General features: G+C 41.2%; 16 protein-coding genes and 3 pseudogenes. 10 read left to right on the forward strand and 9 right to left on the reverse strand.

Annotated elements, in window-relative coordinates:
• Position 1 precedes the first annotated feature (1 nt).
• From FTU16_RS10485 to FTU16_RS10525, 9 genes and pseudogenes are all read left to right on the forward strand, one after another.
• A complete protein-coding gene (locus FTU16_RS10485; RefSeq protein WP_180157306.1) occupies positions 2-1,123 on the forward strand; it encodes a glycosyltransferase family 4 protein in 1,122 nt (373 codons plus the stop codon).
• Entirely contained in the window at positions 1,123-2,061 is a 939-nt protein-coding gene (locus tag FTU16_RS10490) for an NAD-dependent epimerase/dehydratase family protein (protein WP_180157304.1), read from the forward strand. The genes FTU16_RS10485 and FTU16_RS10490 overlap by 1 nt, the downstream gene beginning before the upstream one ends.
• A gap of 7 nt (positions 2,062-2,068) precedes the next feature.
• Positions 2,069-3,082 carry a glycosyltransferase family 4 protein gene (locus FTU16_RS10495; protein WP_180107684.1) on the forward strand — a complete coding sequence of 338 codons (1,014 nt, stop codon included), beginning with the start codon at positions 2,069-2,071 and terminating at the stop codon, positions 3,080-3,082.
• Positions 3,075-3,602, forward strand: coding sequence for an acetyltransferase (locus FTU16_RS10500; RefSeq protein ID WP_180157300.1), 528 nt, complete (start codon positions 3,075-3,077; stop codon positions 3,600-3,602). Before FTU16_RS10495 ends, FTU16_RS10500 begins: the two co-directional genes overlap by 8 nt.
• Positions 3,603-3,647: 45 nt before the next feature.
• Positions 3,648-5,522, forward strand: a complete 1,875-nt coding sequence (locus FTU16_RS10505) for a nucleoside-diphosphate sugar epimerase/dehydratase (protein ID WP_180157298.1) — start codon at positions 3,648-3,650, stop codon at positions 5,520-5,522.
• Between the two features lie 156 nt (positions 5,523-5,678).
• A pseudogene (locus FTU16_RS10510) lies at positions 5,679-6,559 on the forward strand (UTP--glucose-1-phosphate uridylyltransferase).
• A 445-nt stretch (positions 6,560-7,004) separates the two neighbouring features.
• Positions 7,005-7,388: pseudogene (locus tag FTU16_RS10515) on the forward strand (glucose-6-phosphate isomerase); the annotation flags it as partial.
• Positions 7,381-8,397, forward strand: coding sequence for a UDP-glucose 4-epimerase GalE (gene galE, locus FTU16_RS10520; protein ID WP_180157296.1), 1,017 nt, complete (start codon positions 7,381-7,383; stop codon positions 8,395-8,397). The pseudogene FTU16_RS10515 and the gene galE, both read left to right, overlap by 8 nt.
• A 295-nt stretch (positions 8,398-8,692) precedes the next feature.
• The gene (locus FTU16_RS10525) at positions 8,693-10,135 is read left to right on the forward strand and encodes a capsule assembly Wzi family protein (protein WP_180157293.1); all 1,443 of its coding nucleotides are present in this window, start codon (positions 8,693-8,695) and stop codon (positions 10,133-10,135) included.
• Positions 10,136-10,240: 105 nt separating this feature from the next.
• Here FTU16_RS10525 and FTU16_RS10530 read toward each other — a convergent pair.
• From FTU16_RS10530 to FTU16_RS10570, 9 genes and pseudogenes are all read right to left on the reverse strand, one after another.
• Positions 10,241-11,611 (reverse strand): annotated as a pseudogene (locus tag FTU16_RS10530) (phosphomannomutase CpsG).
• 56 nt (positions 11,612-11,667) lie between these two features.
• Positions 11,668-13,506, reverse strand: a complete 1,839-nt coding sequence (glmS, locus tag FTU16_RS10535) for a glutamine--fructose-6-phosphate transaminase (isomerizing) (protein WP_180163211.1) — start codon at positions 13,504-13,506, stop codon at positions 11,668-11,670.
• A 12-nt stretch (positions 13,507-13,518) separates the two neighbouring features.
• Positions 13,519-14,883: a bifunctional UDP-N-acetylglucosamine diphosphorylase/glucosamine-1-phosphate N-acetyltransferase GlmU gene (gene glmU / locus FTU16_RS10540; protein ID WP_180163212.1), complete on the reverse strand. Its 1,365-nt coding sequence runs from the start codon at positions 14,881-14,883 to the stop codon at positions 13,519-13,521.
• 21 nt (positions 14,884-14,904) lie between these two features.
• On the reverse strand, positions 14,905-15,381 hold the full coding sequence (locus FTU16_RS10545; protein WP_180003656.1) for a phosphatidylglycerophosphatase A: 477 nt from the start codon (positions 15,379-15,381) through the stop codon (positions 14,905-14,907).
• Positions 15,382-15,403: 22 nt separating this feature from the next.
• Entirely contained in the window at positions 15,404-16,321 is a 918-nt protein-coding gene (gene thiL, locus FTU16_RS10550) for a thiamine-phosphate kinase (RefSeq protein ID WP_168378858.1), read from the reverse strand.
• A 20-nt stretch (positions 16,322-16,341) separates the two neighbouring features.
• Positions 16,342-16,791 carry a transcription antitermination factor NusB gene (nusB, locus tag FTU16_RS10555; protein WP_078191534.1) on the reverse strand — a complete coding sequence of 150 codons (450 nt, stop codon included), beginning with the start codon at positions 16,789-16,791 and terminating at the stop codon, positions 16,342-16,344.
• A gap of 4 nt (positions 16,792-16,795) precedes the next feature.
• Positions 16,796-17,266, reverse strand: coding sequence for a 6,7-dimethyl-8-ribityllumazine synthase (gene ribE / locus FTU16_RS10560; protein WP_067765591.1), 471 nt, complete (start codon positions 17,264-17,266; stop codon positions 16,796-16,798).
• 11 nt (positions 17,267-17,277) lie between these two features.
• On the reverse strand, positions 17,278-18,399 hold the full coding sequence (ribBA, locus tag FTU16_RS10565) for a bifunctional 3,4-dihydroxy-2-butanone-4-phosphate synthase/GTP cyclohydrolase II (RefSeq protein WP_078191533.1): 1,122 nt from the start codon (positions 18,397-18,399) through the stop codon (positions 17,278-17,280).
• A 309-nt stretch (positions 18,400-18,708) separates the two neighbouring features.
• A complete protein-coding gene (locus FTU16_RS10570) occupies positions 18,709-19,287 on the reverse strand; it encodes a TetR/AcrR family transcriptional regulator (RefSeq protein WP_180163213.1) in 579 nt (192 codons plus the stop codon).
• 153 nt (positions 19,288-19,440) lie between these two features.
• Here FTU16_RS10570 and FTU16_RS10575 point away from each other — a divergent pair, with 153 nt between their 5' ends.
• Positions 19,441-20,184, forward strand: a complete 744-nt coding sequence (locus FTU16_RS10575; protein WP_180163214.1) for an SDR family oxidoreductase — start codon at positions 19,441-19,443, stop codon at positions 20,182-20,184.
• Positions 20,185-20,274 lie beyond the last annotated feature (90 nt).

A 20,274-nucleotide genomic window follows, 5' to 3' on the forward strand; every position in this document is an offset into this window, starting at 1 on the left:
TATGAATATTGTTTATATTATTACTAGATCAGATGTATTAGGAGGTGCGAGTGTACATCTTTTAGATTTAGCAAAAGGGATTGTTCAAAAAAAGCATAATGTACATATTTTAGTTGGTGGTAAGGGTGCTTTTACTACAGAATTAGAAAAAAACAATATAAAATTTAGTTCTTTAAAGCATTTAAAAAGAGAAATTTCTCCTACCCATGACTTATTGGGCTTTTTAGAAATAAGAAAGTATTTGAGCAAAATAAAGCCTGATATTGTGCATTGTCATTCAAGCAAAGCTGGTTTGTTAGGACGTTTAGCTGCTAAGACATTAGGTTTGCCTGTGGTTTTTACAGCTCATGGGTGGGCTTTTACAGATGGTGTTAGCCCTAGAAGACAAAAAATATATTCTAAATTAGAAAATTTCCTAACTAAATTTTCAGATCATATTATTACTGTTTCAGAATATGATAGACAACATGGTTTTAAATATAAGGTTGGTACACCAGATCTAGTTACAACTATTCATAATGGGGTGCCAGATATCGCGAATTCAGATCGAATATTTGTACATAAAGAAAATAACTCTGTTGTTAATTTGATTATGGTTGCTAGATTTGAAGATCCTAAAGATCAATATTTCCTTATAGAAGCTTTATCTAAATTGCCAAAAAATTTAGATTGGAAAATTGATTTTTTAGGTGATGGGCCAAATCTTAAAAAATGTCAAGAATTGGCTACCCATGAAAATCTTAATTCAAAAATCATTTTTCATGGTCAAAGTTTTAAAGTAAAAGAGTTTCTGAATCTGGCTGACATTTTTGTATTAATTTCAAATTATGAAGGCTTTCCTTTGACTATATTGGAGGCAATGAGTACATCTTTACCTATTATTGCTTCTGATGTGGGAGGGGTAAAGGAAAGTGTTAGTTCTAAAAATGGATATCTTATTCCTAAAGGGGATATTGATATTTTAGTTCAGTCACTTCAAGAACTAATTGTGGATAAAAATTTGCGTCTACAATTAGGTGATAACAGTCGTCATTTGTATGAAACACAATTTAATTTTAACACAATGTTGCATAAAACATTGGATGTCTATACTCAAGTATTATCAAAGCGGTCTTTAAAATAATGAGAGTTTTAATCACAGGTGCAACAGGATTTGTAGGTACAGCTCTGACTGAACGAGTGAGTAGTGTGTATGACACGATTGCTTTAGTCCGCACTCAGAATCATGTACTTTCTGCAAATATCCAACAACTTGTTGCTGCTAATATTTTTGCAGCAGACTTACCTGCCAATATAGACGTCATTATTCATTTAGCAGGTCGCGCTCATATTCTAAATGAACAAACAACAGACCCATTGAGCGAATTCCGTAAAGTAAATGTGGAAGGCACTTTGCAATTAGCGCGTCAGGCTTTAGACAAAAAAGTTAAACGCTTCATATTTATGAGTTCTATTGGTGTAAATGGTGCAGTGACATTGCAGCAGCCATTTACAGAAGATGCCCTGCCCCAACCTCATGCAGATTATGCGGTTTCTAAACTCGAAGCCGAACAAGAACTTAAAAAACTATTTGCCGGGTCAGACACAGAATTAGTTATTATTCGCCCACCCTTGGTTTATGCAGCCCATGCTCCGGGTAACTTTGCTCGACTGCTTAAATTGGTTGCAACCAATCTGCCTTTGCCTTTTGCAGGCACAAAAAATAAACGTAGCTTTGTTGCACTTGAAAATTTGGTAGACTTTATTCAAACCTGTATTGAACATCCAAATGCAGCCAATCAAACATTTCTAGTAGCAGATCAAAGTCGTATTTCTACACGTGAGCTGGTGCAATACTTAAAGCAGGGCGTGGGAAAACCAGCACGTTTTATTTATCTCCCACAACCGCTTATAAAATTAGGAGCAGCATGTATTGGCAAATCTAAACTCTATGAGCAGTTATTTGAGTCACTAGAAGTCGATACGACCAAAGCTCAGAAGTTGTTGGGTTGGACAGCCCCTCTTACTACCCAGCAAGCCATGCTACAAGCAGGCCGAAACTATTTAAAAATGAAAGAGTAATTCACGTATGTCAATTTTTGCACTGAGCATCGTATTTTTTATACTGACATTACTATTCACAGGTTATATGCGGCATTACGCCCTAAAGAAAAATATTATAGACAATCCCAATGAACGTAGTTCTCACAGTGTACCTACGCCGCGAGGTGGCGGTGTTGCGGTCGTATGTAGCTACTTATTGGCTTTGATTATTTTAATGTATAGCCAGCAGCTGACAGTACATATAGGTTTAACCCTTATGGCTGCAGGTTTTGTTATCGCTTTACTTGGTTTTTTAGATGACCATGGACATATTAACTCCATGCTGCGTTTAGCCGTACATTTCTTGGTGGCCATTGGCGTGGTGATCAGCTTGGGTGGCTTTAGCGAAGTTACAGCTTTTAATGGTCTGCAACTTGGCTTTCTCGCCAATATTATTGCAGTGTTATTTTTGGTATGGTTGCTCAATCTATACAACTTTATGGATGGAATTAACGGCATTGCCAGTGTCGAAGCCATTACTACTGTCGTTAGTATGGCCATTTTGTATTATGTACTCAATACCACATTAAACTCAGACATACTTTGGTTATTGGCAGCCTGTGTATTTGGCTTTTTACTGTGGAACTTTCCCAAGGCTAAAATTTTCATGGGCGATGCCTGTAGCGGATTTCTCGGCCTCACTTTGGGTATTTTGGCGCTCATCGCCCTCAAAGAAAATTTAGCCCTGTTTTGTGCGTGGATCATTTGTCTAGGTGTATTTGTGGTCGATGCAACATATACCCTCATTAAACGCGTGTTGAGTGGCTATAAAATGTATGATGCACATCGAAGCCATAGCTATCAAATTTTATCGCGTAAATGCGAGAGTCATACCCTCGTGACGTTGGCGGTTGCTGCGATTAACCTATTGTGGTTATTTCCTATCGCTTATATAACGGTTACACAAGCATGGGCGTACCCTGAATTGGCAGTACTGATTGCCTATATACCATTGTTAATTGTGGCTATAAAATTCAAGGCAGGTCATCCCGATGCTTAATAAACCCAGCTTGTTAATTCTAGGTGCAGGTGGATACGGTTTAGCTGTTGCAGACGCTGCAGAACTGAGTGGACAATGGCAAGAGATTATGTTTGCCGATGACCGTTGGCCTGCAACACAGCATGTGGCGGAATATAACATTGTGACAAATATTGCCAATTTAAATCAGTTGCAGAATACTCAGCTTCAAGCGATTGTGGCGGTAGGCAATAATACATTACGGCAGCAATGGCAACAGACCTTGCGAGCCTTGGGTATAGAATTGACTTCGGTGATTCATCCTAAAACAGTTGTGAGTCCAACAGCTAACATCGGTCTAGGGGTGAGTGTGATGGCAGGGTGTGTAATTAGTCGTAAAACTGTGATCAACGATGGTGTAATTTTAAATATTGGTACATTATTAGATCATGATGTGGTCATTGAGCAATTTGCCCATTTAAGCGTGGGGGTAAAAGTTGCAGGTGGTCAAACTATCGCCGCACATTCATTTTTAGAGGTTGGAACCTGTATTCTGCATTAAAGTAATACGGTGTTTTAAAATTCAAATATTAATAATTGTATATTTATGAAATCCATTATCGAACCTGCTGTAGAATCCCCCCGCTTAGTCAAACTTGCATTTTTAATGGTGCTGGACTTTTGTGTATTTCCTGTCTTGCTTTGGCTATGTTATGCCATCCGCCAGTTTGATTTAGGCGCAGAAGTGGTGCCCAACTTGGCTTTTGGTTCGGTATGGGCAAGTGTGATTGCAGTTGCATCGTTGTTTGTTTTTGGGGTGTATCGTTTTATTGTGCGCACCTATAGCGAACTGTTTATGTTCAAGCTGGGGTTGGGTACTGCTTTGACTGTGGCAGGGTTGTATGCGTTGGCATATTTTACCGATGCCTTTATTCCCACGTCTATTCCACTCATGTTTGGCTTTCTCATGTTCGCTTGGGTCTGGTTTAGCCGTGGTTTTATTCGCTTTATCGTGCGTTCTTATTTACAGGCCGATGTACAAAAAAAACGCATCGCGATTTATGGCGCGGGCAATGCAGGGCAGCAAATTGCGGCGGCTTTATGTAGTTCAGATGAACACTTACCTGTGTTGTTTATTGATGATGATCCATCACTCACTGGGCAGCAATTGGGGCGTTTAAAAGTCTATGATGCAGAAACAGCATTAAAAGTCATGCCGAAAAAGCATATTGATGAAATTTTGATTGCGTTGCCTTCTGTCGGGCGCATGCGTAAAAGCGAGATCGTCAAATTTTTAGAACCTGCACATATTAAAATTACCGAAATTCCAGGACTGACCAAACTGGTCGATGGTGAAATTCGCGTATCGGATATTCAGGAAGTCGATATTATTGACTTGCTCGGGCGTGACCCTGTGCCGCCAGTACCCGAACTGTTGGCTAAAAATATTCAAAACAAAATAGTCTTGGTCACAGGCGCGGGTGGTTCCATTGGTTCTGAACTGTGTCGCCAAATTGTCAAAAATAAACCCAAAGCCTTGGTGATTTATGAACTGACCGAATTTGCGTTGTATAGCATTGACAAAGAATTACGCTTAAATAGCGATGTCACGATTATCCCGATTTTAGGGTCAGTGCTTGATCAGGCCAAACTAGAAAGGGTGATGGAACAGTATGCAATTCAAACCGTGTACCATGCGGCTGCCTACAAACACGTGCCCTTGGTAGAATGTAACCCATTGGCAGGTTTGAAAAATAACGCGATTGGGACGGCATTTAGCTTAAATGCAGCAGTCAAAACAGGAGTAGAAACCTTTGTGCTTATTTCTACCGATAAAGCCGTGCGTCCGACCAATGTCATGGGGGCGTCTAAACGTATGGCAGAGTTGTATTGTCAAGCCATGGCGGAAGCGCAAGATCAGACCCAAATCAGCATTGTCCGCTTTGGGAATGTTTTGGGTTCTTCGGGTTCGGTGGTGCCGTTGTTTAAACAGCAAATTGCCAAAGGTGGGCCAATTACCGTAACTCATCCTGAAGTAACCCGTTACTTTATGACCATTCCAGAAGCCTCACAATTGGTAATTCAGGCGGGCGCTTTGGGTCAGGGGGGCGATGTATTCCTGTTAGATATGGGGGAACCTGTACGCATTCAGGACTTGGCCCGTCAAATGATTGCACTGAGTGGTTTAAAAGTACGAGAATCAGGCAGTCAGGAAGGTGATATTGAAATTCAATATTCAGGCTTACGCCCAGGCGAAAAACTCTACGAAGAATTGTTGATTGATTCAGACAATACCGAAATTACCCAGCACAGTCGTATTTTACGTTCTTTTGAAAAGATGTATCCGTTGGATGAATTGCTGTTGGTATTTGAGCGTATGCATGACTTAACTGCAATTCAAAGCGATATTGACTGGGCTTTGGCGCAGCTTGAACACTATGTGGATGGTTATATCAGTGGTACAGAAATTAAGGTGAACTAGACTCAAGTAGCAATAGACTTTATCCATGAATGAAAAATAATCGATATCAACTTATTAAATTAATATTGAAAAACTCCTTCTCCCTTTGGGAGAAGGCTGGGATGAGGGTAAAGATGCTTTCGGGCGCAAAGAAATAGGAAAGGTGTGAAGTAGATCATAATTAAAAAAGCTATTTTACCCGTTGCAGGTTTAGGCACCCGTTTTCTGCCTGCCAGTAAAGCCATTCTCAAAGAAATGGTCACCGTGGTCGATCGTCCTGCCATTGAATATGTAGTACGTGAGGCAGTTGCAGCAGGGATTGAGCAAATTATTTTGGTGCCCCATTCTTCTAAAGCCTCCATTGAAAACTACTTTGACCGTAACTTTGAGCTAGAAACTACATTAGCACAAAAACAAAAACTGGATTTGCTCAAAGAAATTACCGAAATTTTACCTGCGCATGTCAGTGTCGTGAGTGTACGTCAGCCACACCTTTAGGCTTAGGGTATGCAGTTTTATGTGCTAAATCTGTAGTGGGGAATGACGCCTTTGCAGTGCTGTTACCCGATGTATTGGTTAAAGATGATGCTGCACAAAATGACTTGGCGTGTATGATTCAGCGTTTTGAGCAAAGCCATGCCGCACAGATTATGGTTGAAGCAGTGCCAGATCATCTGGTCGATCAATACGGTATTTTCAATGTAGCCGCAGCACCAGCAGAAGGTGAAAGTATCGTGATGCAGGACATTGTTGAAAAACCTGCAATAGGCACGGCACCTTCTAATTTATCGGTAGTGGGGCGTTATGTCTTGCCTGCAGAAATTATGACTTTGCTGGAAAAAACCTCTAAAGGGGCAGGCAATGAAATTCAATTGACCGATGCCATTGCCATGTTGCAGCAAAATAGTGTGGTGGAAGCTTACCGTATGCAAGGTCAGACTTTTGACTGTGGCAGCAAGTTGGGTTACTTAAAAGCAGTGTTGCATTATGGACTTGATCATCCAAAATTAAGCGATGATTTTAAAGCCTTGATTCAAGAGTTAAAGATTGAATCTTAAAGGTGATTAAGGGGAAAAGTAGAAAATCCCTCCTCGCCTGCCTTCTTACGCAAGAATTTAAAGCAGTGCTTAAATTCTTGCTCAGGGAGGAACGTTCATAACAAAGCCCTTGCTTGTGCGAACTTCCCCTTTTGAGAAAGGTGAGCCATATATGGCGCAAGAGAAGGAAATTTCAATATCCATTTAAATATGAATATAACGATGATTTCTTGATTTATGAAAGATATCTAATGTAAGAAAGGATAAAATGTAAAAATCTTTCCTAATCTCTTGAATAAAGAGAGTAACCCCATGAAATAAACAGCATCAACCTATACAACAGGAATACATTTTGAAAGTCGCAGTCCTTGGAAAAACCCTCTATGCAGGCGTGATGTCTGCACTCTTGGCGGAATGTGGGCATCAAGTGTATTGGTGTAACATCTTTCTAGATGCTGCTCATCCACTGGAACAGCATCATTTGGCCTTATCCAATTGTTTGGCTCAATCGCGCTTACTGGCATTTGGTAATCAAGCTTTAAATCAACAAGAAGTACAAGATTTGCCGGAATATAAACAATATGAAGGTAATCAACCAAGTTCAACCATTTTATTGCAAGAGCTAAATCCATATAGTTTGGGCATGTTGATCGCAATGTATGAACATAAAGTTTTTGTACAGTCCGTGCTTTGGAACATTAACCCGTTTGATCAATGGGGTGTAGAGAAAGGCAAAGAAATTGCCAATCAGCTACTTCCAATATTAAATGGTGATCGAAAGGATATTTCGGATTTAGATGGCTCAACGCAAGGCTTACTACACATATTATTAGGAAAAACAAATGGCTAAAATTTTAGTAACAGGTGGTGCAGGTTATATTGGTTCACATACTTGTATTCAACTTTTGAGCGCAGGGCATGAGGTTGTTGTACTGGATAATTTGTCCAACAGTTCTGTCGAATCTTTAGCACGTGTTCAAGCGTTGGCAGCTAAAAAATTAGATTTTGTTGAAGGTGATATTCTCGATCAGCAAATTTTAGATCAAATTTTTCAGCATCATTCTATTAATGCAGTGATTCACTTTGCAGGCTTAAAAGCTGTGGGTGAAAGCCAAAAAGAGCCACTAAAATATTTTGAAAATAATATCTCGGGTTCTATTAGCTTAGTTAAAGCGATGGAGCGTGCTCAAGTTTTTAAGTTGGTCTTTAGTTCATCTGCAACAGTTTATGATGAAGCCAATATTTCACCCTTGAATGAAACTATGCCTACAGGTATGCCAAGCAATAACTATGGCTATACCAAACTGATTGTTGAGCAATTACTAGAAAAATTAGCAGCTGCAGATGAGCGTTGGTCAATCGCTTTGCTGCGTTATTTTAACCCAGTAGGGGCACATCAAAGTGGTCAAATTGGTGAAGACCCACAAGGGATACCCAATAATTTGATGCCTTATGTCACACAGGTGGCAGTCGGCCGTCGTGATAAGTTGTCAATTTTTGGCAATGATTATGACACGGTAGATGGTACAGGTGTGCGTGATTATATTCATGTGGTCGATTTGGCCAATGCACATTTATGCGCTTTGAATCATCGTTTAAAAACGCAAGGATGCCGCGCTTGGAATATTGGTACAGGCAATGGGATTTCAGTAAAACAGATTCGAGATACTTTTGAAAAAGTGAATGGAGTTGAGATTCCATTTGAATACGTACCTCGTCGAGAAGGTGATGTTGCAACTTCATTTGCTGATAATGCCCGTGCTGTGGCAGAGTTAGATTGGCAGCCTCAATATGGTTTAGAAGATATGTTGAAGGATAGTTGGAACTGGCAAAAACAAAATCCGAATGGTTATAACTAAGATTAAAATTTAGTGTGTAAATTCATTAAAGACAGTATGGCAAATTTTGTATTTGCCATACTTCTAACTATCTAACTATCTAACTATCTAACTATCTAACTATCTAACTATCTAACTATCTAACTATCTAACTATCTAACTATCTAACTATCTAACTATCTAACTATCTAACTATCTAACTATCTAACTTAAGTATTGAATCATGTATTGATTGTGCAAAAATGATGATAGATCTTATCTTTTGTTTGAAAAAAATCGTTATCATATGTGAAAGATAAATTGACTGAAATAATATATGAAATATCAAACTCTTAGGGTTTTATCATTTGCCATTTTTTCTTCTCTAGCTCTGCCAGTTTACGCTCAAGGGATCATTTTGAATAATGATGATCTACGTACAGATTTAAATTGGCTGAATCAGCAAGGTGTGATCCAAATTAGCACTTCGACTTGGCCATTGAGTGGTGAAGAAATTCAGCGTGCATTATCCACTGCGAAAATTGAAAACACTGCTCAGCAGAAAGTTGTCAATTCGGTTATGGCAAATTTAGAAGCAGAAAATACCTCTATTAAGCTCGCTTTATTTGCTGAAACAGATCCACAAAACATCCCGCAAAAATTTGCAGATGAGCAAAAATCGCAATATCAAGCGGCCCTTGAATTGAATGCAGGTGGAACGCAGTGGGATGCAAGACTGCGAGTCAATGCTGAAAAAGATCCAATCATTGACCATGGACATGATGTCAATTTAGAAGGTTCTTATATTGCAGGAAAATTGTGGAATCAATGGTTGATTGCGGGACAAATCCCAACCTATTGGGGACCTGGACATGAAGGAAGCCTAATCCGTGGTGATGCGAGTCGCCCTGTTTATGGTTTTACTATGCAAAGAGCGGAACAACAGGCCTTTGAAACAAAGTGGTTGTCTTGGATTGGACCTTGGCAATATCAAGCTTTTGCAGGTCAATTAGATGACTACAGTGCGATTCCAGATGCCAAACTATTAGGGCTGCGTCTAACTGCACAGCCATTGCCTTACTTGGAGCTAGGCGCTTCTCGAATTCTTCAATGGGGAGGTGAGGGGCGCTCAGAAAGTTTTGACTCATTATGGAATGCAATTAAAGGTAATGACAACTTTTATGATGGCGATCTAGATAAGTCTAATCAAATTGCAGGTTTTGATGCACGCCTTAATTTAAACCACTGGAGTGGTGTACCGATTAGCCTTTATGGGCAATATGTCGGTGAAGATGAAGCTGGGCTTCTTCCTTCAAAAAAAATGTATTTAGCAGGTGTCGATTATTCTTCACAATTGAATAATTTACCTTTGCAGGTGTATGCGGAATGGGCTGATACTCGAACCAATGGCGACGTACAAGGTATTTCCTATAATCACTATATTTATCAAGATGGCTATTATCAACACGGCTTCCCGTTAGGGCATGCCATGGGCGGGGATGGTCAAATGGTAAGTCTTGGTGGAGATATTCGCTTTGATGTTATGAATCGCTTAAATGGTCGAGTAATGGTGGCAAAAGTTAATCAATCAAATTCGATAAATAATCAGGCATTTACTCAAAAAGATGAAATTAAAGCTTTAGATCTTACTTGGACACATTACTTAAAACCAAATGCGCCATTGAAACTGAATGGATGGGTGAGTGATTCTGATGTCTATGGTCAAGATGCGGGAGTGTCTATCGGAGTCGAAATTCCATTGGATCGCTCATTATTTTAATACGCTGTAATTTTTTAGAGCACCCATTGGGAATTCAGCTAAAAAAATAAAACCATTCAACCTACATGATAAGTTGAATGGTTTTGTATTAGCATGTAGAAAAATTTATCCTTGAATCAACTGTGTTAATTCATCGACATAATCTTGCACTGGTTTTGAATTTTGGTCTTTACGGCTTTCAATGTTGAGACGTAATAAAGGTTCAGTATTGGAAGCACGTACATTTAGACGCCATGCACCAAAATTTAGGCTGACACCATCTGTTTCATCAATCGCAGGATTTTGATCGGCAAAGTGATCAAAAATCTTTTGAATGGTGGCTTGAGTATCCGCAACTTTAAAATTGATTTCACCCGAACAAGGGAACTTTTCAATCATTTCTTCAACCAGTGAAGACAATGTTTGCTGGGTTTCTGAGAGTACAGAAATTGCCAATAACCAAGGAATCATACCGCTATCACAATAAGAGAAATCACGGAAGTAATGATGTGCTGACATTTCACCGCCATACACTGCATTGTGCTCACGCATTTTTTCTTTAATGTATGAATGCCCTGATTTAGACTGAATCGCTTCACCTTGGTATTGTTCAATCACATCAAAGGTATTCCAAACCAGACGAGGGTCATGCACAATTTTCTCACCAGATTGTTTCAGTAAGAACGCTTGTGCCAATAGACCGACAATATAATAGCCTTCAATGAATTGACCTTTTTCATCAAATAAGAAGCAGCGGTCAAAGTCACCATCCCACGCGATACCCATATCTGCATGATGGTCAATCACCGCATTACGGGTGCTGTCACGGTTTTCAACTAAAATCGGGTTGGGAATACCATTCGGGAAGGTGCCATCGGCATCGTTGTGAATTTTGACAAATTCAACAGGCATATTGAGCTGTTTAAATTTTGCTTCAATGGCATCAACCACATGACCAGCCGCGCCATTGCCCGCATTCATGACCAATTTAAGTGGGCGAATTTTGACAGGATCGATATACGACATTAAATGATCGATATATTCGGGCAGAATATCGTGCTTTTCAGTTTTGCCTTTGGTTGGAACTTCATTAAAGTTGCCTGATTCAGCCAGTAAGCGAATTTCTTTTAGACTTGAATCTGCTCCAATGGGGCGTGCATTTTCGCGGACCAATTTCATGCCGTTATAGTCTATCGGGTTGTGGCTTGCCGTGATTTCGATCCCACCTTGAACATCTAGATGAAAGGCACCGAAATAGACTTCTTCAGTCCCCGTCATATCTCAATCTAATACATCAACACCCGCATCATTCAGACCTTTGATGGTGGCTTGTTTTAAATCTTCACTGCTGAGACGGATGTCACAGCCCACCACAATCTTGTTTGATTGATAAATTTGCCCATACGCACGACCGATTTTATAAGCAATCTCTTCATTGAGTTCTGTACCGAGTTTGCCACGGATATCATAGGCTTTAAAACAAGTTAGCATTGTCATGTTATTTCCAACTATAGAAAAAAGGGCTGGAAATTCCAGCCCTTGATCAAAAAATTTTATTCCACCGTCACAGACTTCGCCAAGTTACGTGGCTGATCGACATCTGTTCCACGTAGCACTGCAACATGATAAGAGAGCAGTTGTACTGGAATGCTATACACAATTGGTGCCAAGATTTCATTCACACTTGGCACATAAACCACGTGTTGACGATCTTTCGCTTTGATCCCGCTATTTTCATCTGCAAAGACAAATAACTCACCACCACGAGCTTGAACTTCTTCCATATTCGATTTGAGTTTATCCAACATGTCATCTTGTGGAGCTAGAATCACCACAGGCATATCATTATCAACCAGTGCCAATGGACCGTGTTTTAATTCACCAGCCGCGTAGCCTTCTGCATGGATGTATGAAATCTCTTTAAGTTTTAAAGCACCTTCAAGTGCGATAGGGAACTCAGTTCCACGACCCAAGAATAGACAGTGATTTTTTTCAACAAATAATTCTGATAGACGTAGAATCTCAGCATTATTTTGTAAAGTATCTAAAATCACTTTCGGTGTATGCCAAAGCGCTGCAATAATTTCAGAGATACGGTCAGTTGAAATGCTTTGCTTAATTTGACCAATTTTCAATACCAATAGCATCAATGCCGCAAGCTGTGTGGTAAAGGCTTTAGTCGAAGCAACACCAATTTCAGGGCCTGCGAGCGTCAACAAACTGTAGTTGGTTTCACGTACCATCGACGAGGTTGCCACGTTGCAAATGGTCATGGTGGTGATATTCAAGCTTTTCGCTGCTGCACGCTTTTGCGTATCACGCAGTGCAGCTAAAGTATCGGCTGTTTCACCTGATTGAGAAATACAAACATACAGTGTGTTATTCACAATCACAGGCGAGCGATAACGGAATTCACTGGCAATTTCGACTTGGCAAGGCACATCAATCAGTTGTTCAAACCAATATTTGGCAATCATGCCGGCATGGTAGCTGGTACCGCAGGCAATGATTTGCACTTGCTGAATTTTAGTAAAAGCATCAGTCGCATTGATTAAGAAATCATCACGTAGTGCATTGCCATTTAATGCCTGAGAGATCGTTTGCTTAATCGCTTCAGGTTGCTCATAAATTTCTTTGAGCATGTAATGCTTGTATTCACCTTTCGATGCGTTACTTACCGTTGCATCGAGTTCTTTAATTGGGCGGTTCACGAGTTGACCATCAACAAATACTTCAATGGTATTACGAGTTAAACGCGCAATATCACCTTCTTCAAGGTAGATAAAACGGTTGGTAATTGGTAAAAGTGCCAATTGATCCGAGCTAATAAAGTTTTCACCAATACCTACACCAATCACAAGTGGTGAACCTTCACGTACTGTGATTAATTCATCAGGATGGTCGGTATGTACGATACCCAGTGCATAAGCACCTTTGAGTTGAGGTGCGACACTTTTAACCGCTTCTAAAAGACTCGGGGTGCTTTTTAAAGCGTCATTGACTAAATGTGCAACAACTTCTGTATCTGTTTGTGATGTAAAGACATAACCAAGCGCTTCAAGATCATCTTTAAGCTCTTGATAGTTTTCAATAATACCATTGTGAACAACAGCAACATTGCCTGAAATATGCGGATGGGCATTATTTTCAGTCGGTTTACCATGGGTTGCCCAGCGCGTATGTGCAATACCGACCGAACCTGCGATATCTGCTTCTTCAACGGCTTGTTCAAGATTTGCAACTTTACCTACGCGACGTTCACGTAGAACATGGCCTTTATTAATCAGCGCTAAACCCGCAGAGTCATAGCCACGATATTCAAGACGCTTTAAGCCTTCAATTAAAATATTGGTAATACTACGTTCTGCAACGCCACCGACAATACCGCACATAATTTAATCCTCTTATTCCTTCAATTTTTGGGGACGTTGATAGTTTTCTTTGGCAAATTGCTTCGACCGTTCTACCGCAAGGCTATTGTCTGCCACGTCACGTGTAATGGTTGAGCCAGCACCCACTGTTGCACCATGACCAATGGTGACAGGAGCGACTAATGAGCTATTTGAGCCGATAAAGGCTGAGTCACCGATAATGGTTTTAAATTTGTTGGCGCCATCATAGTTGCAGGTAATGGTGCCTGCACCAATGTTTGAACCTGCACCGACTTCGGCATCGCCTAAATAGGTAAAATGGTTGGCTTTAGAGCCGACGCCAATGCTTGAATTTTTGACTTCAACAAAGTTTCCAATATGTACTTCATTGGCCAAGTTTGCGCCTGGGCGTAAACGTGCAAATGGACCGATTTGAGCGTCTTCACCAACAATGGCACTGTCAAAAACGCTATATGGTTGAACTTTAGTGCCTGCTGCAATCTTGGTATTTTTAATCACACAACCTGCACCAATTTCAACGTTATCACCGAGTTCAACATCACCTTCAATAATCACGTTAATATCGATACGGACATCTTGACCGACAGTCAGTGTGCCACGTAAATCAAAACGAGCAGGATCAATCAGGTGAACGCCTTGTTGCATCAGTTGTTTTGCTTGGAAACTTTGAAATTCACGCTCTAATGCAGCCAATTGTACGCGGTCATTCACACCTTCCACTTCAAAAGCACGTTCTGGTTCAACAGATGCCACTTCGAGACCGTCAGCAATTGCCATGGCAACGATATCGGTCAGGTAATATTCACCTTGTGCATTATTATTGCTTAATTTTGGCAACCATTCGTGCAATTTAGCATTACTTACGGCATAAATACCGGTATTAAATTCTTTGATTTTACGTTGTTCTTCAGAGGCATCTTTGTGTTCAACAATGGCTTGAATTTTGCCATTTTCACGTACAATACGACCATAACCTGTCGCATCATTAACCGTTAAAGTTACTAAGCCAATACCTGTTTGAGTAGATGCATCTAATAGTTTTTGTAATGTTGCTTCAGTGATACAAGGCACATCACCTGAGAGAATCAAAGAAATCCCAGTTTTTGCTAGGACAGGGAGAGTCACTTTGACTGCATGGCCTGTACCCAATTGTTCTGCTTGTTCAACCCATTTGACATTTTCATGTGCAAACGCGTTTTGAACCAATTCACCGCCATGCCCATAGATGGTAATTATTTCTTCTGCATTTAATTTTTTCGCAGTGTTGATGACATGGCCGAGTAAAGGTTGTCCTGCGAGTGGTTGTAATACTTTGGGTAAACGAGAACGCATACGTGTCCCTTTACCTGCAGCAAGAATAATAACGCTAGTAGACATGTTTAATCCTAGGTGTTTCTATTACATAGACAAAATATAAAAATAAATACAGATGCAAAGCGCGGCCCAAAGACCTGCAATAATGTCGTCAAACATGATGCCAAAGCCACCACCGACTTGACGGTCAATGACACGAATAGGCCACGGTTTCCAGACATCAAATAAACGGAATAAAGCAAAACCAATCAATGCCCAAGTCCAGCTCATTTGCCCAAGATATAAAATTGGGAGGAAGGTAATGGACTGACCGGCAAATTCATCCCATACGATGCGGCCATCATCATGAACACCCATGACTTTGGCGGTTTGACCGCAAATATAGATCCCAATAATCGACATGAGGATCATGACTATAATGGAGTTGAAAAAACCGATTGCAAGCCAACCTGGAATAAACAACAAAGCAAAGGCAGAGCCAAAGGTCCCCGGTGCTTTGGGTGCAAGACCCGAGCCAAATCCCACGCCACAAAAGGCGATGACTCGGTTAAACCAAGACATGGATTTAAAGTTAATCGCTGGCTTATGCAAAATGCTGGTATCCCTTAAATTTTATAACTTGGTCAACACCGTGGTTGTTATAACGGATTCCCAAATTAGGGGTGATTTGACCGATTTTACTAATGTTTACATCTAATTTTAGTTGCAGAAGTTTTTTATAATTCTGCGGACTTATTGTAAAGCATAACTCATAGTCATCTCCACCCGCGAGGGCGTATTGCCACTGCTTTTCTTGTTGTAATTGTTTTACATCGGGATCGATAGGAAGTTGATCTAATTCAATTTCTGCACCGACGTGTGAAGCGGCGAGGATATGTCCTAAATCTTGTGCGAGCCCATCAGAGACATCAATCATGCTGTTGGCTAAGCCTTTAAGCTGTTGGCCCAATAAGCAACGTGGTGTGGGATAATCTAAACGGCGCTGTAAGCGATGACCTAAATGGTTTAAGCCAAATGCTGCGTCACCGACTTGTCCGCTGACGCAGATATAATCACCGACTTGGGCACCTGAACGTGGGACAGCTTGTCCTGATTCTACCCAGCCGAGGGCTGTAACTGAAATCGTCAGATGAGGACTTTGTGTGGTATCACCACCAATTAAACTCACACCAAATTGATCGCAACAATCATATAAACCCTGACTAAAGCCTTTGAGCCAGTCATGATCAATTTGGGGTAGGCTCAATGCCAATAAAATACTGTGCGGTTTGGCGCCCATTGCAGCAATATCAGAGAGATTGACGGCAACAGATTTCCAGCCGATGGCATGTGGGTTTGTGTCGAGAGGGAAGTGACGCCCAGCAACCAGTGTATCGGCACAGATGACCAATTGTTGCTGTGGAGGAGGGGTGAGCAAGGCTGAGTCATCACCGACCCCTAAATCGACAGAATTAATATTCTGACGATTAAAATAGGTATCAATGATCGAGAACTCAGCCATACAACGTACTACTTAAAAAATTAATTAGCTTGTTGTTTTTCTGCTGCACGCAATGTAGTCGCTAAACGATCCAATACACCATTGATGTATTTGTGGCTGTCTGCACCGCCAAAATGTTTAGCTAACTCGATCGCTTCATCTAACACGACGCGATATGGAATCTCAAGATGTTCTTTGAGTTCATATGCACCAAGACGAAGTGTTGCAAGTTCAACACCATCTAAAGCGTCTACTTCACGATCGAGCACAGGGATTAAAAGCGCATCCAATGCTTCATGATTGGCAACAACTTCGGTCAATAACTCGTGGTAATAGCCGAGGTCGACCTTGTGCATGGCATTATCCACACGTGTACGTGCTTCAATCTCATGGACAGGATTGCGGCTCATTTGCCATTCATAAATTCCTTGTACAGCAAAGCGACGTGCTTTACGTTTTGCTGCATAAGTTGCTTGAAGTGTTTGCGACATAGCGTTAAATAGCCTTTAACAAGTTAACCATTTCAATAGCAGTCAAGGCAGCTTCACTACCTTTATTGCCTGCTTTTGTACCTGAGCGTTCAATCGCTTGTTCAATACTATCCGTAGTCAATACACCATTAATTACTGGTAAGCCAGTGTCTAGACCAACAACGCCTAAACCTTTGGCACATTCGCCAGCAACAAAATCGAAGTGAGGCGTGCTACCACGAATCACTGCGCCAAGCGCGATGATGGCATCGAAACGATCTGAAGCTGCAAGTTTTTTTGCAACCACAGGAAGTTCCCAGGCACCCGGTGCATGAACAACAGTGATATTATCCTCTGATACGCCATGACGTTTCAATGTATCAACGGCACCTTCTAGCAAATGTTCAACAACAAAGCTATTAAAACGACCAACTAAAATCGCATAACGGTCTTCGTTCGCGAGATGTAACATACCTTCAATACGGCGAACTGCCATAGCAACCTCGATTATTTCTCTGATGTTTGATTTGCGGTGATGTATTCCACCACTTCTAAGTTAAAACCTGATAGTGCATTAAAGCGTAGTGGAGAGCTGAGTAGCTTCATTTTTTCCACGCCTAAATCACGTAAAATTTGTGCACCCACACCAATGGTTTGATACTGCTGAGACAGTGCCGCATTGGATTTAACATTTTTCGGTGCAGTTAAATTTTCTAAAGCAGGGCCTAAGTCCTGTAAATGACGCTGACCGATCCACACTAAAACACCACGATCGCTGGATGCGATTTCTTTGAGTGCTTTATCGAGATTCCACGCCGGAGCACCATCTTGTTTATTGAGTTTTAATAAGTCACGAACCGGGCTGAAACCATGTACACGGACCGTGGTTACGCCTTGTTTCGGTTCGCCTTTAACCAGTGCCAAATGAATGTCTGGATTACCAATTTCACGGTAACGGAACAATTCAAAAGTACCATATTCAGTATCTAAAGTTTGTTGATCAATGCGCTCAACGGTTTGCTCATTGGTCATGCGGTAGTGAATTAAGTCCGCAATCGTCCCCATTTTTAAGCCATGTTTTTCAGCAAACACTTCAAGATCAGGGCGACGTGCCATAGTGCCGTCTTCATTGATGATTTCACAAATCACTGAAGCTGGTTCAAGACCTGCTAAACGCGATAAATCACAACCGGCTTCAGTATGACCTGCACGGTGAAGGACACCACCAGGCTGCGCCATCAGCGGGAAAATATGGCCTGGCTGTACGATATCAGCCGGTTTAGCATGTGCAGCCACCGCTGTTTGAATGGTGTGTGCACGTTCTGCAGGTGAGATGCCTGTTGAAATGCCATTTGCTGCTTCAATCGACAAGGTAAAGTTGGTACCGTGCTGTGCACCATTGGCATCTACCATGAGTGGTAGATTTAACTGTTGGCAACGCTCTTTGCTGAGCGTTAAGCACACAAGACCACGCGCATGCGTAATCATGAAGTTGATATCTTCAGGGCGTACGTGGGTCGCAGCGATAACAAGGTCGCCTTCATTTTCACGATCTTCATCATCCATCAGGATGACCATTTTTCCTGCACGAATATCAGCTACGAGCTCTTCAACAGTATTGAGCGGCATCAATCTTCACCTTTTTGTTTGTCTCGAATGACATTTACTTGCATTGATTGTTGCATAGTCTAACGTTTTTTTGCGTTCTTTGCCTATGCTTATCATTTTCCTTTAATGGCTCATTGTTATACACAGTCGTCAGAACCTTGAAAAGAGGACTTTATTTGAATTGTGCCATTTATGCCCAATCTTTAAGCGATTGAAAAGCATAAAAATGGGTAAGCTTATACAGATTTTAAATAATTCAAATGAAAGAGATGAACAGTTTGCCGGAAAACTGTCGGTCTTTAACTCCATGAACTGTCACATAAAAATCAATCACGTTGATGCAGCCACATGGCTCTCTAAATATTGCCGAATCATCATCTTATTGGCGTTTAAAATAGTTTTTTGCAAATGTGGATCTGCGGCTGCACGCGCAATTAAAATGGCACCGGCAAGTTGGCAGATTATGGCCCAAGCGAGTTCTTCGCTACCGAGATGCTGACTAAATAAAGCGTGACCACGCAGTAATTCAGTTTCATATACCAACTTGGTGTCCTGATCTGCACGCGCTATTTCACTCGCAAGCGTGGGGAGTGAACAACCTTGCTCGGGATGCTGAACATGTGCAGGGGTTAAATAGCGGTCAAGCTCAAATTCAATCCAATCTTGCGCATTATCATGTGGATTGTTTTGCCACATATCAAAACTGTGTTGTAACTCATGTTCAATTAAGGCTTTAAGTAGCTCTTGTTTAGACGAAAAATGTGAGTAAAAGGCGCCACTGGTGACGCCGGCGGCTTTCATAAATCCATCCACACCTGTTGCGGCAAAGCCGTCTTTTTTCGCAATTTGCCCCGTAATGTTGAGCAATTCTTGTCGTTTTTGTTGTTTGTATTCGGGTTTATAGCGCATGTGCATGACCCTAAAAAATTATGATTGACGATAAATTAATCATAACATAGTATTCGGTATAGTAACGATCGTTATTTAATAAGGTGTGGTTTAAAACCGACGCGTAAATAAAATGAGCGTGGAATAAAAATAAAACAGCAATGGAGTGAGACTATGCAACAAATCAACAAGACTTCAGCAAAAGTCGCTTTAGTGATTGGTGCAGGTGATGCAACCGGCGGTGAAATTGCCAAGCGTTTTGCGCGAGAGGGTTATATTGCCTGTATGACACGTCGGAATGCAGACAAATTAAAGCCTTTAATTGCTGAAATTCAAGCGCAGGGAGGGACTGCTTTTGGCTTTGGTTCGGATGCTCGAAAAGAAGAGCAAGTGATTGAACTCATCGAGCACATTGAATCAAACATTGGCCCGATTGAGGTCATGGTCTTTAATATCGGTGCCAACGTCCCTTGTAGTATTTTGGAAGAAACCGCACGTAAATATTTCAAAATATGGGAGATGGCATGTTTCTCGGCTTTTTTAACTGGTCGGGAAGTGGCAAAACGCATGGTGACACGTGAACGAGGCACGATTATTTTCACAGGAGCAACAGCTGGGGTTCGTGGTGCCGCAGGCTTTGCCGCTTTTGCTGGCGCAAAACATGCGCTTCGTGCCTTGGCACAAAGCATGGCGCGTGAACTTGGGCCTAGAAATATTCATGTGGCGCATGTGGTGGTTGATGGGGCGATTGATACCGACTTTATTAAAGAGACTTTTCCCGATTTGTACGCAAAAAAAGCGCAAGATGGTATTTTAAATCCCGTACATATTGCAGAAAATTATTGGCATCTCTCACAGCAACCACGAGATGCATGGACGCATGAATTAGATCTGCGACCGTGGATGGAACGCTGGTAAGCGTAATTTGATTCAAATGAAAGAACGATACGCGGTAATGTCATCCGCAAGTGTTTGAGACAGGACTACATCTATTCAAAAATGTTTTTG

The organism is Acinetobacter sp. YH12069, assembly GCF_013419675.1.
GTDB lineage: Bacteria > Pseudomonadota > Gammaproteobacteria > Pseudomonadales > Moraxellaceae > Acinetobacter > Acinetobacter amyesii.

Excerpts from the sequence above, each read along its gene's own strand:
- FTU16_RS10485 (WP_180157306.1), top strand. The coding sequence starts at position 2 with ATGAATATTGTTTATATTATTACTAGATCAGATGTATTAGGAGGTGCG.
- FTU16_RS10490 (WP_180157304.1), top strand. The coding sequence starts at position 1,123 with ATGAGAGTTTTAATCACAGGTGCAACAGGATTTGTAGGTACAGCTCTG.
- FTU16_RS10495 (WP_180107684.1), top strand. The coding sequence starts at position 2,069 with ATGTCAATTTTTGCACTGAGCATCGTATTTTTTATACTGACATTACTA.
- FTU16_RS10500 (WP_180157300.1), top strand. The coding sequence starts at position 3,075 with ATGCTTAATAAACCCAGCTTGTTAATTCTAGGTGCAGGTGGATACGGT.
- FTU16_RS10505 (WP_180157298.1), top strand. The coding sequence starts at position 3,648 with ATGAAATCCATTATCGAACCTGCTGTAGAATCCCCCCGCTTAGTCAAA.
- galE (WP_180157296.1), top strand. The coding sequence starts at position 7,381 with ATGGCTAAAATTTTAGTAACAGGTGGTGCAGGTTATATTGGTTCACAT.
- FTU16_RS10525 (WP_180157293.1), top strand. The coding sequence starts at position 8,693 with ATGAAATATCAAACTCTTAGGGTTTTATCATTTGCCATTTTTTCTTCT.
- glmS (WP_180163211.1), bottom strand. The coding sequence starts at position 13,506 with ATGTGCGGTATTGTCGGTGGCGTTGCAGAACGTAGTATTACCAATATT.
- glmU (WP_180163212.1), bottom strand. The coding sequence starts at position 14,883 with ATGTCTACTAGCGTTATTATTCTTGCTGCAGGTAAAGGGACACGTATG.
- FTU16_RS10545 (WP_180003656.1), bottom strand. The coding sequence starts at position 15,381 with ATGTCTTGGTTTAACCGAGTCATCGCCTTTTGTGGCGTGGGATTTGGC.
- thiL (WP_168378858.1), bottom strand. The coding sequence starts at position 16,321 with ATGGCTGAGTTCTCGATCATTGATACCTATTTTAATCGTCAGAATATT.
- nusB (WP_078191534.1), bottom strand. The coding sequence starts at position 16,791 with ATGTCGCAAACACTTCAAGCAACTTATGCAGCAAAACGTAAAGCACGT.
- ribE (WP_067765591.1), bottom strand. The coding sequence starts at position 17,266 with ATGGCAGTTCGCCGTATTGAAGGTATGTTACATCTCGCGAACGAAGAC.
- ribBA (WP_078191533.1), bottom strand. The coding sequence starts at position 18,399 with ATGCCGCTCAATACTGTTGAAGAGCTCGTAGCTGATATTCGTGCAGGA.
- FTU16_RS10570 (WP_180163213.1), bottom strand. The coding sequence starts at position 19,287 with ATGCGCTATAAACCCGAATACAAACAACAAAAACGACAAGAATTGCTC.
- FTU16_RS10575 (WP_180163214.1), top strand. The coding sequence starts at position 19,441 with ATGCAACAAATCAACAAGACTTCAGCAAAAGTCGCTTTAGTGATTGGT.